This is a genomic window from Pseudomonas sp. PvP009 (assembly GCF_017832995.1).
GTDB classification, from domain to species: domain Bacteria; phylum Pseudomonadota; class Gammaproteobacteria; order Pseudomonadales; family Pseudomonadaceae; genus Aquipseudomonas; species Aquipseudomonas syringae.
This window is the reverse complement of record NZ_JAFIBG010000001.1, coordinates 2856820-2871663: the sequence shown is the minus strand read 5'-3', so window position 1 is coordinate 2871663 and position 14844 is coordinate 2856820. Positions and strand designations below refer to the sequence as shown.

Genomic DNA, 14844 nt, shown 5'->3' with positions numbered 1-14844 from the left:
TTATGCTCTGGGCCTGTGTCTTGCTGCCGCAACTGGCGCTGGACGGCGTCATGCGTCGTCACGGCAACCCCGATGAACCGCTGGCGCTGATCAGCGGCAGCGCTCAACGACGCGTGTTGCAGAGCGTCAATCCGGCTGCGCGTGCGTTGGGCCTGAAAGCCGGGCAGTCGCTGACCGCAGCACAGGCGCTGGTGCCGAACTTCACCACGATCGAGCATGACCCGGCCGATATCGAGCGTTTGCAGCAACTGCTCGCGGCCTGGGCCTACGGTTTCAGTTCCAATGTCAGCCTCAAGTACCCGAGGGTGCTGCTGATGGAAATCGAATCCAGCCTCAAGCTGTTCGGCCCCTGGCCGGTGTTCGAGGCGCGTTTGCGTGAAGAGCTGACCACGCAGGGTTTTCGCCATCGCATCGTGGTCGCGCCCAACCCGATAGCCGCGCGAATGCTGGCCAACATGCATGACGGGCTGAGCATCGACTGTCCGCATGAATTGCGTCGCCGTCTGGAGCAGATGCCACTGGAACGCATCGGGCTGAGCCGCGAAACCGCTACCGCCCTGACACGCATGGGGCTGCGTAGTGTGCGGCAGGTGCTGGCGCTGCCCCGCGATACGCTGGCACGGCGGTTTCCGGCCAGCGTGCTGCAGCACCTCGACACCTTGCTCGGCGAGCGCCCCGTGGCGCTGGAGTGCTACACGCCGCCGGACTTTTTCGATGTACGCATCGAGCTGAATTTCGATGTCGAGTCCCATCAGGCCCTGTTGTTTCCGCTCAAGCGGCTGATCGCCGATCTGGTCTTGTTCCTGGCCGGACGCGACAGCGGCGTGCAGCGATTTTCCCTGCACCTCGAGCATGTGCCAGGGCCGGAGACCGTCGTGCCGGAGACTGTCGTACCAGTCGGGCTGCTGAGCGCCGAGCGCGATGCGTCGATGCTCTTCGAACTGGCCCGCGGCAGGCTGGAGCAGGTGCTGGTAGCGTCGCCGGTACGTGCCGTGCGCCTGCTGGCGCAAGACTTGCCGGATTTCGTCCCGGCGCACCGTCAGTTGTTCGATGAGCGCGTGCAGCAGACCTTGCCCTGGGAGCAATTGCGCGAGCGTTTGCGGGCGCGTCTGGGCGACGAGTCGGTCAATGGCTTGCGCGCCCAGGCCGATTATCGTCCCGAATGTGCCTGGCAAGCGCACAGCAGCAGCAAACCCGTCCTGCCGGCCAGAGGCTTCACGCGTCCGGGCTGGCTGCTGCGCGAGCCTCAGCCACTGCCGGTACAGGCGACCCGCATCGTGGCCGGGCCCGAACGAATCGAGTCGGGGTGGTGGGACGGCGGCGATGTGCGCCGCGACTATTACCTGGTCGAAACCGCCAGTGGCCAACGCGCCTGGGCGTATCGCGCGGTTGGCGAGCCGGGTGAGTTGCTGCTGCATGGCTGGTTCGCATGACCAGCGAATACGCCGAGCTGCATTGCCTGTCCAACTTCAGCTTTCAGCGGGGCGCCTCGAGCGCACGCGAACTGTTTGAACGGGCGGTGCGCCATGGCTACAAGGCGCTGGCAATCACCGACGAGTGCACCCTGGCCGGCATCGTACGCGCCTGGCAGGCGTCAAAAAGCACCGGTCTGCCGTTGATCGTCGGCAGCGAAATGCACATCGAAAACGGCCCGAAAGTCGTCTTGCTGGTGGAAAACCAGACAGGCTATGAGGCGCTGTGCAAATTGATCACGGTCGCGCGCCGCAGGGCCAAAAAAGGCGAATACCGCGTGTTGCGCGAAGACTTCGAGCCTGCGCCGGACGGGCTGCTGGCCCTCTGGCTGCCGGACCTCGACGGGGATGCTCAAGCCTGTCTGGCCGACGGGCGCTGGTTGCGTGAGCGATTTACCGAGCGCCTGTGGCTGGGTGTCGGGCTGCACCGTGGCCCGGATGACGAGCAGCGGCTGGCCGACCTGCTGGCGTTGGCACAATCGCTGGGTATTCCGGCAGTGGCCAGTGGCGATGTGCACATGCATGCGCGTGGCCGGCGTGCCCTGCAGGACACCATGACTGCCATCCGCCACCACACCACAGTGGCCGAGGCAGGTCATCTGCTGTTTGCCAATGGCGAGCGCCACTTGCGGCCACTGGATGCGCTCAGCGAGCATTACCCGGACTGGCTGCTCGCCGAGTCGGTGCGTATTGCCCGGCGTTGCACGTTCGACCTGGGCGATTTGAAATACGAATACCCGCATGAGCTGGTCCCCAAGGGCCAGACCTCTACGTCCTGGCTACGTGAACTGACCGAGCGCGGTGTTCGCAGGCGCTGGCCGGGCGGGCTGACACCGGCCACCCGTGCGCAGGTCGAGAAGGAACTGGCGCTGATCGCGGAAAAGAAGTTCGACAGCTACTTTCTGACCGTGCATGACATCGTCGAGTTTGCCCGCAGCCAGCACATACTTTGCCAGGGACGCGGCTCGGCGGCCAACTCGGCAGTGTGTTATGCGCTGGGGATCACCGAACTGAACCCGGAACAGAGCAACCTGCTGTTCGAGCGCTTCATCTCCAGAGAGCGCAACGAGCCACCGGACATCGACGTGGATTTCGAGCATGACCGCCGCGAAGAAGTCATTCAGTACATCTTTCGGCGCTATGGCCGGGGCAGGGCAGCGCTGACGGCCGTAGCCAGCACTTATCACGGTTCCGGCGCGATGCGTGACGTGGCCAAGGTGCTGGGCTTGCCGCCAGACCAGATCAATGCCCTGGCCGAAGCCTTCAGTCGCTGGAGCGATTCGTTGCCGTCGCCTGAACGTTTGCGCGAATACGGCTTCGATGCCGACACGCCGATCCTCAAGCGCGTGCTGGCGCTGACCGGCGAACTGATCGGTTTTCCCCGGCACCTGTCGCAACACCCGGGGGGATTCGTGATTTCCGAACACCCGCTTGAAACGCTAGTGCCGGTCGAGAACGCCGCAATGGCCGACCGCACCATCATCCAGTGGGACAAGGACGACCTGGACCTGGTCGGCCTGCTGAAAGTCGACATTCTTGCACTGGGCATGCTCAGTGCCTTGCGCCGCACGTTCGATCTGGTGCATTTGCACCGTGGCCAACGATGGACCCTGGCAAGTCTTCCGGGCGACGACCGGGAAACCTACGAAATGATCAGCCGGGCCGACACCGTTGGCGTGTTTCAGATCGAGTCGCGGGCGCAGATGGCCATGCTGCCGCGTCTCAGACCGGAAAAATTCTACGACCTGGTCATCGAAGTCGCCATTGTCCGGCCAGGGCCAATCCAGGGCGATATGGTTCACCCGTACCTGCGGCGGCGCAATGGCGAAGAGGCAGTCACCTATCCGCCCAAGCTTGAATCCGTATTCAAGCGCACCCTGGGTGTGCCGCTGTTCCAGGAACAGGTCATGGAAGTGGCCATTCTGGCCGCCGACTACACGCCGGGCGAAGCGGACGAGCTGCGTCGCGCGATGGCCGCGTGGAAACGTCATGGCGGCCTCGAGCCGCATCGCGAGCGGCTGCGCACGGGCATGCTGAAAAACGACTATGAAGCGGACTTTGCCGACCGGATCTTCGAACAGATCAAGGGCTTTGGCAGTTATGGTTTTCCCGAATCCCATGCCGCCAGTTTCGCCTTGCTGACCTACGCCAGTTGCTGGCTCAAGTGCCATGAACCGGCAGCGTTCACCTGCGCACTGATCAACAGCTGGCCGATGGGGTTCTATAGCCCGGATCAGCTGTTGCAGGACGCACGCCGCCATCACATTGAAATTCGCCCGGTGGATGTGCGTTACAGCGACTGGGATTGCTCGCTGGAGCCGCTCGATCATCCTGACCGCACGCGCAATCTGGCGATTCGTCTCGGGCTGCGCATGGTCCGCAGCTTTCGTGAGGAAGATGCCTTGCGTATCGAAGCCGCGCGCGCGAAACGGCCTTTTGTCGATGCCACGGACCTGACGTTGCGCGCCGAGCTGGACTCGCGCGCCGCCGAAGCGCTGGCGGATTCCGGTGCCTTGCGCGGCCTGATCGGCCATCGGCACCGGGCGCGCTGGGAAGTCGCCGGAGTTGAGGCCCAGCGCCCGCTGTTCGACGACCTGCCCAGCGAAGAAACCCAGGTGATCTTGCCACTGCCGACTGTGGCCGAAGACCTGGTGGCCGACTACACAATGCTGGGCACCACCCTGGGCCCACACCCGCTGGCCTTGCTGCGCCGGCAACTGGCTGCCAAGCGCTTTCGCAGCTCACAAGACTTGTTAAGCCTGGAAAACGATCGGACCCTCAGCGTGGCGGGGCTGGTCATTGGTCGTCAACGACCGGGCACTGCGAGTGGCGTGACCTTCGTCACCCTTGAAGATGAGTTCGGCATGGTCAACGTCGTAGTCTGGCGCGACCTGGCCGAGCGTCAGCGCAAGGTGCTGGTGGGCTCGCAATTGCTGCAGGTGTTCGGGCGACTGGAATCGAAAAGCGGTGTGCGGCACCTGATTGCCCAGCGCCTGTACGACCTGACGCCGCTGCTCACCGGACTGGATGTGCGCAGCCGGGACTTCCAGTAATCGGGCCTGCAATTTGCAGTATCAATCGGTACATCCTGCCACCGAGAAGCCCAGTATGTACAAAGACTATCCAGCCGCTTACCAGGTCAGCAAAGGCGCGGCGCTGCAAGTCGACACTGCCTTTTATGAGCGCATCCGCACGAATGCGCAGCAACGCACCCTCGTCGAACAGTTTGAAGTACCGATTCGTACCGGGCGGGCCTGGAAGGTCAAGGCCGGTCAGGTGTTTCGGGTCACCACACCGGTGGGCCCGCAAGTCGGCGATTTCAATGTCTGGAACGCCAACGACCCCCGCGAGCGCCTGTGGGCTGCGCGCACGCGGCAGTTGCAGGGTGCGCATGTCAGCACCCATGACCGGTTGTGGTCGAACCTGCCGTTTTTGCGGCCAATGGTAACCATCACCGATGACAGTCTGGCCAGTTACGGAACCGACGAGCACGGCGGCCGCCTGCATGACCTGCTCGGCACGCGTTGCGATCCCTACGTCAACAAGATGCTGACCGGCGAAGACTTTCACCATCACTGCCATTCCAACCTGACCCGCGCAGTGCTGCCGCACGGGCTGACCGAGTTCGATGTGCACGATGTGCTGAACATCTTTCAGTGCACCGGTCTGAACCATGACGACCTGTATTTCATGAAAGCCTGCCCCGCGCAGAAGGGCGACTATCTGGAGTTTTTTGCGGAAATCGACCTGCTGTGCGCCTTGTCGACCTGTCCGGGTGGCGACCTGTCACTGCCGATGTGGGGGCCTGATGCGCAGGACCCGTTGAGCGTCTGCCGGCCGCTGGGCGTCGAGATCTATGACCTCGACGCGTCGCTGCTGGACGGCTGGCAGTCTCCCGAGCGAGCGGCCTATAACGGCCTGCATGGTCTGCAGATCGCCAAGGCCGATTGGGAGCGATAACTGCTCAGGCCGCGCGCGCCATTCTGCGCAGTCCCCAGACCATCACCGCCCCCATCCCGAGCATGGCCAGCAGCAGTGCCGGGTAAGACACCCACCAGTGCAGCGGGGCGGTCATCATGCTGAATTCCGACATGCCGCCGATCCCGGCAATCAGGTTCAACGGCAGAAACACGACATTGATCAAGGTCAGTTTGCGCAGCAGGGTGTTGGTGCTGTTATTGACCAGATTGCCACGCGCATCCATCAGACCGGCGAACACCGTGGAATAGATCTCCGCCTGTTTGTAGCACTGGTCGTTCTCGATAATCATGTCGTCGATCAGCGCCAGGCTGTCGGCGGCGTATTGCCTGCCTTGCGCATGATTGCGCAGACGCGTCAGGACCGCACCGTTGCTGTGGATGGCGTTGATGTAATACACCAGACTTTCGCTGAGGTTGAACATTTGCAGCAGATGGCGGTTTTCCAGGGAAGAGTTGAATTTCTGCTGCAATTCCCGGGCGACCATCTTGATGACTTTCAAGTGACCCAGATAGTGATGAATGTTGTTGAACAGCAGTTCCAGAAGGATATCCAGCGGCTGGTTCAACGGGCGGTGAGCCCCCAGCGCGCTCAAAGGTTGCTCGTCATCACAGATCAGCACCAACTGGTCCCGGCTCAGCAGCACGCCAAAGGACGAAACGTCGAACGAGAAGCTGTCCTTGCCCGAATAGTTCTCGGGACGTTTCCAGATGACGAACAACGCATCAGGGTGAAACTCGATGCGCGAAATTTCGTCCGGGTCGAGTGCCGAGGCAACAGCGTGCTCATCAAGGTGGAATCGCTCCAGCAATAATCTGCGTTCCCCGGCATCAGGTTTGCTGAACCACAGCACCTGGGCCTTTTGCGGATCACATGCCAGCAACTGGTTGTTGTCGAGTTTCAGGCCCTGAATCATCGTTTCACCATGCCTGACCGAGGCGCTTGAGCTCCAGACGGCGGACGAACTCTTCCAGCACCAGGCTGTACAGATCATCCTGCAGATAAGCGTCTTCGATGCCGGCATCCAGGTTCGGATTATCGTTGACCTCGATCACCACCACTTGATCGCCTGACTGTTTCAAGTCCACGCCATACAAGCCGTCACCAATCAGGTTGGCGGTCTTGAGCGCCAGTTCGACCACGGCGCGCGGCGCTTCGTGCACCGCCAGCGTGCGGCATTCGCCAATCACTTCGGCACCGATCGCCTTGTGGTTGTAGATCTGCCAATGCCCCTTGGACATGAAGTACTGGCAGGCGAATATCGGTTTGCGATTGAGAATGCCGATGCGCCAGTCGTACTCGGTGTAGAAAAACTCCTGAGCCAGCAGCAATACCGAGTGCTCGAACAGCTGGGTCGTTGCCGTGTGCATTTCCTCGGGCGTGCTGACCTTGATCACACCTCTGGAAAAGCAGCCATCGGGGATCTTCAATACCAGCGGGAAGCCCAGGCGTGTGGCCACGTGCTGCAGTTCTTCCGGGCGGTCCTTGTAGAGAATTTCCGTTCGCGGCATGCCCAGATCATGGCTTTTGAGCAGGTCGGTCAGGTACACCTTGTTGGTGCAGCGCAGGATCGAGGTAGAGTCGTCCATGACCACCAGCCCCTCGCTTTCGGCCTTCTTGGCAAAGCGATAGGTGTGGTTGTCGACGCTGGTGGTTTCGCGAATCAGCAGCGCGTCGTACTCGGCCAGCCGGGCGTAGTCTTTCTTTTCAATCAGCTCGACATCGATGCCCAGACGCTGACCGACGCGGATGAAATTGGCCAGCGCCTCAGGGTTGGACGGCGGCAGCTGTTCCTGTGGGTCATGCAGAATCGCCAGGTCGTAGCGGGCCATGCGCCGGGAACTGGGCTGGCGCCAGACGTTGCGGCTGAAGCCTTCCAGCGCCGTGGCGAACTCATCCTGCTGATCTTCGCGCAAACGCGGCAGAGCGCCGGCCTTGATACCCGCAATATGCCAATTGTCGCGCTTGCGAAACTCCACCATCAGGATCGGGCAGGGGAAGACTTCAAACAACTGACGGGCAAGATCCTTCAACGGCTCAAGTGTGGTCTGGCCAAAGTACAGTGTCAGGGTAAACCCTTCGGTGTCGTCATAAGGGTGATCCTCAAGTGCGGTCTCCAGCAACTTGTCCAGGTCATCGAGGGCCAGGCCGTAGAGTGACTTGCGGGTCAACTCGCTGATGGTCTTTACCGAGGGAATGACATTGTGCTGGCGCGCTTCGGCCAGCAGGGAACAGTAATAACCGTGGCCCAGGTATTTGTAGCTGCGGCACAGGTTGATGACTTGCACACGCCTGCCTGCCGTGGCTTTCAGCGGTTTTTCCAGGTAGTCCTGGGCGCTGATCAGGTCTTCGCTGGGAAAGTACGATGCCCAGTCTTCGAGCCGTTCGACAATAATCACCAGTTGCCTCTGCGCTGCAAAGAGTGTTGTGGGGTCTGCACGTCGGGTTGTTGCTGAAAGCGCAAGTTGCGCAGATACTTCGTTCATCTTCACCTGTGCCGCTGACATGTGTAATCGATCCGATGGGAAACAAGTCCTTTCTATTAAGCATGTGCTTTTTGAAATGTCCCGTTTCGTTACACAACTTTTACGGCGGTGCAGATGGACTTTATATTTCGATATGCAGTTGAAACCGATGTCGACGACTTGCTGCTTCTGGAGAACCAGTGTTTTGACGGCGACCGTCTGACCGCGCGCAGCTTTCACTGGATGATCCGCCGCGCCAATGCCAGCCTGATCGTCGCCGAGCAGGCCGGACAGCTCACCGGCTATGCGCTGGTGCTGTTTCATCGGGGCACCTCATTGGGGCGCTTGTATTCGCTGGCGATTGCCGATGCAGCGCGGGGCAAGGGACTGGGCAGACAGTTGTTGCAACGTGCCGAGCAGCAGGCCGTGGGCCGCGACTGCGCTTACCTGCGCCTTGAGGTGCGCCCCGATAACGGCGCTGCCATCGCGCTTTACGAGCGCAGCGGTTATCGGCGTTTCGCTCAGGTCGACGACTACTACCAGGACCATGCCCCGGCCTTGCGCTACGAAAAACGCATCGTTGAACACGCCAGGCTGGACAGTCGCTCAGTGCCTTACTACCAGCAGACCCTGGAGTTCACCTGTGGCCCGGCCTGTCTGCTGATGGCCATGAAAGCCCTGCAACCTGCGCGCTCGATGGGCCGTGGCGAAGAATTGCAGATCTGGCGCGAGGCGACCACGGTGTTCATGACCTCCGGCCACGGCGGTTGCAGCCCTCAGGGGCTTGCGCTGGCGGCTCTTCAACGGGGCTTCGCGGTGAAGCTGCTGGTATCGGTTTCGGGCCCTTTGTTTCTGGGCGGTGTGCGCAGTGACAACAAGAAACAGGTGATTCGCCTGGTTCACGAGCAATTCTGTGATGCGCTGCAAACCGCAGGAGTGCAGACACTGCCCAATCGCTCGTTGAATCTGCCAGGCCTGCTGGCCGACGGCGGCAAGCCGCTGGTGCTGATCAGCAGTTACCGCCTGACCCGTTCCAAGGCACCGCACTGGGTGATGGTTACCGATTGCGACAGCGATTTTGTCTACCTGCACGATCCCGATATTGATCACAGCCTGCATCGGCAGGCCATCGACTGCCAGCATATGCCGGTAAGCCATGCCGACTTCAATCGCATGAGTTGTTTCGGTGCCGATAAACTTCGGGCGGCAGTGATTGTGTTTGCCGCGCCTGTGGATGATCATTCGTGCGCTTCAGCAGACCGGCCACAGGATTCCCTACCGTGATTAAGTTCGTGCTCAAGGCCTTTTGCGTACTGGCCATCGCTGCAAGCCTGTCGGCCTGCATCAGCGCGCCGATCCCCCTGACCGCGAAAACCGCCGCGCAGCTGCAGCAACAGCCACCGGTTCGATTTCTGCTGACCTTTGACGATGGTCCGAGTGCTTCGACGTTCTACAACCCCAGCATCACCGTGCTCGACAGCCTGGCCGACAATCCGCTGCAGCCAGGCATCAAGGCGGTGTTCTTCGTGCAGACCGGCGCAACCGGTGCGGGTAACAGTGATCAGGGCCGGGCGATCATGCATCGTCAACATGAAGAAGGGCACCTGCTGGGCTTTCACACCGCCACGCCGCACCACACCAACCACCGTTCGCTGAGCGATGAGGAACTGGAGCAATCCCTGACCCAGGGCTGCGCGATCATTGCCTCGATCACCGGAGTGCCGACCACCTTGCTGCGTCCGCCGTTCTGGAACTACGACAAACGCACGTTCAGCGCCTATCAGCGCCACCATCTGCAGGTACTGCTCACTGACCTGAGTGCCAATGACGGTAAGATCTGGGGCTATAACTTCAGCCTGCGCCGCCGTTCCAACATGGTCAGCCAGCTCTCGCAGGTGCGCGAGCGCATTGCCGCCGGCGAGCTGCCTGCGGTGGATGGCGTGATTCCGGTGGTGGTGACCTTCCATGACCTGAACCGCTACACCGCGCGGCATGCGCGGGAGTACCTGCAGATTCTGGTCGACAGTGCCGGGCAGACCGGCGTGCGGCTCGCCGACAAGCCGTTCTATGACGACAGCGCGCAGTTGCAGCGCGCGGCACTGGCCCGCACGGTCAAGGCGGCGGGAGAGCCTGTCAGCTTGCCCGGTGCGTGGAGCTGGATCTGGGACCACAACGCGCACTGACGACACGCACTGACCAGGCGTCAGACCAGGGTGTTCTTGCGCACATGACCGCCCTGAACAATCATCGCCAGGTGCTCGCCCTGACCGACCAGGCAACTGATATCGCTCAGCGGGTCGCCATCCACCACCAGCAGATCGGCTATCGCACCGGCGGCGATGCAGCCCAGTTCGCCTTCACGCTGAAGGATCTGCGCCGCCACACTTGTCGCACTGCGCAGCGCTGCCAGATTACCCAGCAGTTCTGCGCGAATCTTCAATTCATGAGTCTGGTACTCATGCATTTCCCCCAGCAAATCCGAGCCATAGCCCATCGGAACGCCCGCTTCGGCGAACAGTAACAGGGCATTGCGCCCGGCCTGGCGCACATCCTCGATCTTCGCGACCGAGTCAGCCGGCAGCCCAAAGCGTTCGCCATATTCGGCGAGCATTTCGTAAGTGACTTGGGTAGGTACCGCGAATGCGCCTTTCTCAGCCATCAGCCGCGCGGTGTCGGCATCGACCAGATTGCCATGTTCGATGGTCCTGACGCCGCATTCGATGGCACGGCGAATCGCCCGAGCGGTGTAGGCGTGGGCCATGACGTAGGTGTTCGCCGCGGCGGCCTCATCGACGATGGCGCGAATTTCAGCTTCGCTGTATTGGGTGTTGGCAATCGGGTCGGTTGGCGAGGACACACCGCCCGAGGCCATGATCTTGATCTGGTTGGCGCCTTGCTGCAGCTCTTCGCGTACTGCCAGACGCACGTTGTCGACGCCATCCACCACGCGGGCGATGGCCCCGGCGCGGAAGCAGCAGGAGCAGGGCTCGTTGAGCAGCAGTTCGCCACGTGCGCGCATGTCGCCATGGCCACCGGTCTGCGACAGTGCCTTGCCCGATGCGAAGATGCGCGGGCCGGGAATCAGCCCCATCTGAATCGAACGGGCCAACGCCCAGTCAGCACCCCCGGCATCGCGCACGGTGGTAAAACCACGGTCGAGCATCGCCGCCAGAATCGGCAAGGCGCGGTACATGATGATTGCGTTGGGTTGCAGGGCGTTCATGCCCAGGTTGGCGTTGGAAGCCAGCACGTGCACATGGCAGTCGATCAGGCCGGGCATCAGTGTTCTGCCACCCAGATCGATGACCTGAGCGCCCGCCGGGGCCGGTTCACCCTCGGCGCGCACCGCGACAATGCGCTCACCCTCAATCACGACCTCCTGGCCTAAAATCAATTGTCCTTGTTGCACGTCCAGCAGGCGGCCGTTGCGCAGGATCAGGTGTGTGGCTTCAGTGGTACTCATTGGTAAGCTCCAGACAAGGGTTGGTGTGCCGCGGGCGCACGGTCGTGATAAAGCAGTGCGCCAATACCGCTGACGATGGCGGCGAACATGATGTAGAAGGCCGGCGCCAGGTTGCTGCCGGTCGAGGCAATCAGCCAGGTGATGGTGAAGGTGGCAAAACCGCCGAAGATCGTGACGGCGAAGTTGTAGGCCACCGAAAGCCCGGTGGACAGCACGTGGGTTGGCAGCAATTCACCGAAGGCTGCGAGGATCGAGCCGATGTAACCGGAAATCAGCAGACCGAGCACCAGCTCGAAGATCAACAGTGAAAACAGCCCCGGCATCTGGTTGATGAACAGAAACATCGGGTAGGCGCAGAGGAAGATGGCAATGGCCGAGCCCAGCAGCCAGGGGCGATGCCCGCTGCGGTCGGCCATAGCGCCGACAATCGGTGTGGCGACGATCAGTACCGCGCCGCCCATCATGCCAGCGCTGAAGCCCATCCATGACGGCAGGCTGAGCACGCGCTGGGCGTAGGAGGGGATATAAAACAGGATGGCATAGGTGCAGACGGTCCACAGCACGACCAGCGAAAAGCTGATCAGGGTCTGTCGCGGGTAGGTCTTGATCACTTCGCGCAGCGGCGATTCGACCGGTTTTGCAGCCTTGTAGGCAGGTGTCTCGTCAACCCGGCTGCGAATATAGAAACCGACCGGTCCGATCAGCGTGCCGATAAGAAACGGCACCCTCCAGCCCCAGCTTTCGAGCTGTGCCTGGGTCAGGTAACTGGACAGCGCCGCGCCCAGCGCGGAACCCAGTAGCACCGCGACGCCGATGCTGGCCTGAATCCAGCTGGAATAGAAGGCTTTTTTGCCCTCAGGCGCATGCTCGGTCAGAAACGCCGTGGCGCTGCCCATCTCGCCACCGGCAGAGAACCCTTGCAGCAGCCGCGCCAGGACAATCAGCAGCGGTGCCAGATAGCCGATCTGCGCAAAGCTGGGTGTCAGCCCGATGATCAGCGTACCCAGCGCCATCAGCAGGATGGTCAGCGACAATGCCGCCTTGCGCCCGCGCTTGTCGCTGTAGATGCCCAGCACAATGCCGCCCACCGGACGCATGAAAAAGCCCACCCCGAAGGTCGCCAGCGCCAGCAGGTAAGAAGTCAGTTCGCTGCCGGTGGGGAAGAACACCTTGGCGATGATCACCGAGAAGAAGCTGTAGACCGTGAAGTCGAACCATTCAAGGCCAGTGCCGATGACAGTGGCGACCACCGCGCGGCGTGCCTTTTGTTCATGGGTGCGTGAAGCAGAGGATTGTAATGTGCTCACTGGATAAGCTCCTGCATGCGATACACGCAGGGAAGCCCCCTGCATCGGCTGCATTGATTGAGGGGCAGGGTCGGTACGAGTGCGGCTGAGTCAGGTCTTTTTGCCCGTTTCAGTCGAGAGTAGGCGCTGGGCCGATTTTAAGAAAACGCTTATTACGCAGATTTGCATGCGCCAAACGCATGCAGGTTTCACAGCGGTGGAGCCACTGTGGCGAGTTCGTCTGCCAGCCATTTCTCGAAGGCGCGTGCGGCACGCCGAGGCGTCTTGCCGCTGGGTGTCAGCAGATAATAGCCGCCTACCGCGCCGACGCTTTTGCGGCAGGCGGGCACCAGCGCGCCGGACTGCACGTGGCGGTCGATCATCGGCTGCCAGCCGAGCACGATGCCATGCCCGGCGACGGCCAGGTCGACCAGCACAGGATACAGATTGACAGTCATGCGCTTACGGATCAGCGAGGCATCGACACCCTGGCGGCCGAACCAGTCGCCCCATGACAACCATTGACGCTGGCCGTCTTCGAGCATCAGCAGGCAATGATCCAGCAGTTGCGCGGGCTCCAGCAGGCGCCCGCCCAGATAATCGGGCGAGCAGTAGGCGTTGACCGATTCGGCGAACAGCAGGCGGCTGTCGAGACCCACCGGTGAGACTTCGCGCAGAAAATACAGCGCCAGATCGAATTCGGCGCGAATCAGCGAATCCAGCCCGTCGACCACGCGCAGGCGGATATCCACGGCCGGGAAGGCGTCGCGATAACGTCCCAGCAAAGGCCCCAGCCACAAGGCTGCTACGCCGCTGGAGCATGCCAGAGTCAGTTGCTGATCGCCGCTGTGAGTGATCACCTGAGCGGTAGCCTCGGCGCACAGGGTCAGTACGCGCTGGATCTGCTCGGCATAAATCTGCCCGGCGACCGTCAAATGAATGCGCTTGTGTTCGCGACGAAACAGCGCGCGACCGAGAAATTCCTCCAGTTGCGCGACCTGACGGCTGATCGCGCTCTGGGTCAGGTTCAGTTCGGTGGCGGCACGCGTGAAGCTGCCATGCCGGACGGCAGCTTCGAAAGCGATCAGGTTCGGCAGCGGCGGAAGGGGCTCGATACGCACAGTGGCTCCTGTTGCGGGCAGGTTTTACAAAGGGTCGGGAAACGGCGTCGACAGCAGCCAGTCCCTGAACACGCACAGCGATGGCAGGTTCTGAAAACGCGTGGCGTAAGCCAGGTAATAATTGCGTCCGCTGTCCAGAGGCTCGAACAGGGTGACCAGTTCGCCGCTGTGGATTTCGTCCTGCACCAGAATGCGCGGGACCAGTGCGATACCGATGCCGGCCGCGACGGCCTGGATCAGGTGCGAGGTCAGTTCGAAGCTCGGACCGGGGCGCATGATGTGGTGGTCCAGCCGATTACTGTCGAACCAGTCCGACCAGGCATTGGGCCGCGACACCACGCTCAGCAACGAATGCTGGGCCACCTGTGCCGGGGTCATCGACTGGTAGCCGGCAAGGGCAGCCGGGCTGGCAATGACCACCAGTTTTTCACTGACCAGCGGATGTGCGATGTAACCGGGCCAGTTGCCGTTGCCGGCACAGATGATCGCGTTCATTTCGCTGGCGGCGGGCGTCAGGTCGGCATGCACGATGCGTGAATGGATGTGCACCACATAGCCCGGATGGCGGGTGTAAAAGTCATTCATGCGTGGCAGCAGCCACTTCGAGCCGAAGGTCGGCAGTACGGCCAGATGCAGTGTGCCGCCTTCGGCCTTGTGCGCGATGGTTTGCAGGGTTGCACTGCGGATGCGGCCCAGTGCGGCAGCCAGCTCATGCTGATACAGCGCGCCTGCGGTGGTCAGCTCGATGCGTCTGCCATCACGCTTGAACAGTTCGACTTCCAGTTGCGCCTCCAGCGCCTGCACCTGCCGGCTGACGGCGCTCTGGGTCAGGGCCAGTTCGTCTGCGGCCTTGGTGAAGCTGCCATGCCGCGCAGCCGCCTCGAAGGCGAGCAGCAGCGACATGGAGGGCGTCAGTCTTCGGGTGTTCATTCATAAAACTCATGGAAAAACGGCAGGTTTTACGTTTGCACTGAAGCATGACACGCCGGAGAATCACGCTAACCGTTGATAACACCATGCATTCGAGCGTTTCAAAGCATACGTGCTTTGCATATAAAA

General features: G+C 61.5%; 11 protein-coding genes. 5 read left to right on the top strand and 6 right to left on the bottom strand.

What is annotated here, in order from left to right:
- The first annotated feature begins 2 nt into the window (after nt 1-2).
- The 3 genes from JOE29_RS12165 to JOE29_RS12155 are packed head-to-tail and all read left to right on the top strand — an operon-like array spanning nt 3 to nt 5432.
- The gene (locus JOE29_RS12165) at nt 3-1433 is read left to right on the top strand and encodes a DNA polymerase Y family protein (RefSeq protein ID WP_058446118.1); all 1431 of its coding nucleotides are present in this window, start codon (nt 3-5) and stop codon (nt 1431-1433) included.
- Nucleotides 1430-4525, top strand: coding sequence for an error-prone DNA polymerase (locus JOE29_RS12160; protein ID WP_058446120.1), 3096 nt, complete (start codon nt 1430-1432; stop codon nt 4523-4525). Before JOE29_RS12165 ends, JOE29_RS12160 begins: the two co-directional genes overlap by 4 nt.
- A 55-nt stretch (nt 4526-4580) precedes the next feature.
- The gene (locus tag JOE29_RS12155; protein WP_003346705.1) at nt 4581-5432 is read left to right on the top strand and encodes a DUF1989 domain-containing protein; all 852 of its coding nucleotides are present in this window, start codon (nt 4581-4583) and stop codon (nt 5430-5432) included.
- Nucleotides 5433-5436: 4 nt separating this feature from the next.
- Here the strand turns inward: JOE29_RS12155 and JOE29_RS12150 are convergent, their stop codons facing one another.
- A complete protein-coding gene (locus JOE29_RS12150) occupies nt 5437-6366 on the bottom strand; it encodes a magnesium transporter CorA family protein (protein ID WP_003317664.1) in 930 nt (309 codons plus the stop codon).
- A gap of 4 nt (nt 6367-6370) precedes the next feature.
- Nucleotides 6371-7957, bottom strand: a complete 1587-nt coding sequence (locus tag JOE29_RS12145) for a RimK family alpha-L-glutamate ligase (protein WP_003420659.1) — start codon at nt 7955-7957, stop codon at nt 6371-6373.
- 93 nt (nt 7958-8050) lie between these two features.
- Between JOE29_RS12145 and JOE29_RS12140 the strand changes: the two genes are divergently transcribed.
- A complete protein-coding gene (locus JOE29_RS12140; protein ID WP_044312841.1) occupies nt 8051-9199 on the top strand; it encodes a GNAT family N-acetyltransferase/peptidase C39 family protein in 1149 nt (382 codons plus the stop codon).
- The gene (locus JOE29_RS12135) at nt 9196-10098 is read left to right on the top strand and encodes a polysaccharide deacetylase family protein (RefSeq protein WP_024693589.1); all 903 of its coding nucleotides are present in this window, start codon (nt 9196-9198) and stop codon (nt 10096-10098) included. The genes JOE29_RS12140 and JOE29_RS12135 overlap by 4 nt, the downstream gene beginning before the upstream one ends.
- Nucleotides 10099-10118: 20 nt before the next feature.
- Here JOE29_RS12135 and JOE29_RS12130 read toward each other — a convergent pair whose 3' ends face one another.
- From JOE29_RS12130 to JOE29_RS12115, 4 genes are all read right to left on the bottom strand, one after another.
- A complete protein-coding gene (locus tag JOE29_RS12130) occupies nt 10119-11378 on the bottom strand; it encodes an amidohydrolase family protein (protein ID WP_074996893.1) in 1260 nt (419 codons plus the stop codon).
- Nucleotides 11375-12685: an MFS transporter gene (locus JOE29_RS12125; RefSeq protein ID WP_210079550.1), complete on the bottom strand. Its 1311-nt coding sequence runs from the start codon at nt 12683-12685 to the stop codon at nt 11375-11377. Before JOE29_RS12125 ends, JOE29_RS12130 begins: the two co-directional genes overlap by 4 nt.
- Before the next feature lie 188 nt (nt 12686-12873).
- Nucleotides 12874-13785 (bottom strand): LysR substrate-binding domain-containing protein, encoded by a 912-nt coding sequence (locus JOE29_RS12120; protein WP_058446124.1) that lies wholly within the window; start codon nt 13783-13785, stop codon nt 12874-12876.
- Nucleotides 13786-13809: 24 nt separating this feature from the next.
- Nucleotides 13810-14715, bottom strand: coding sequence for a LysR substrate-binding domain-containing protein (locus JOE29_RS12115; RefSeq protein WP_010433972.1), 906 nt, complete (start codon nt 14713-14715; stop codon nt 13810-13812).
- Nucleotides 14716-14844: the final 129 nt, after the last annotated feature.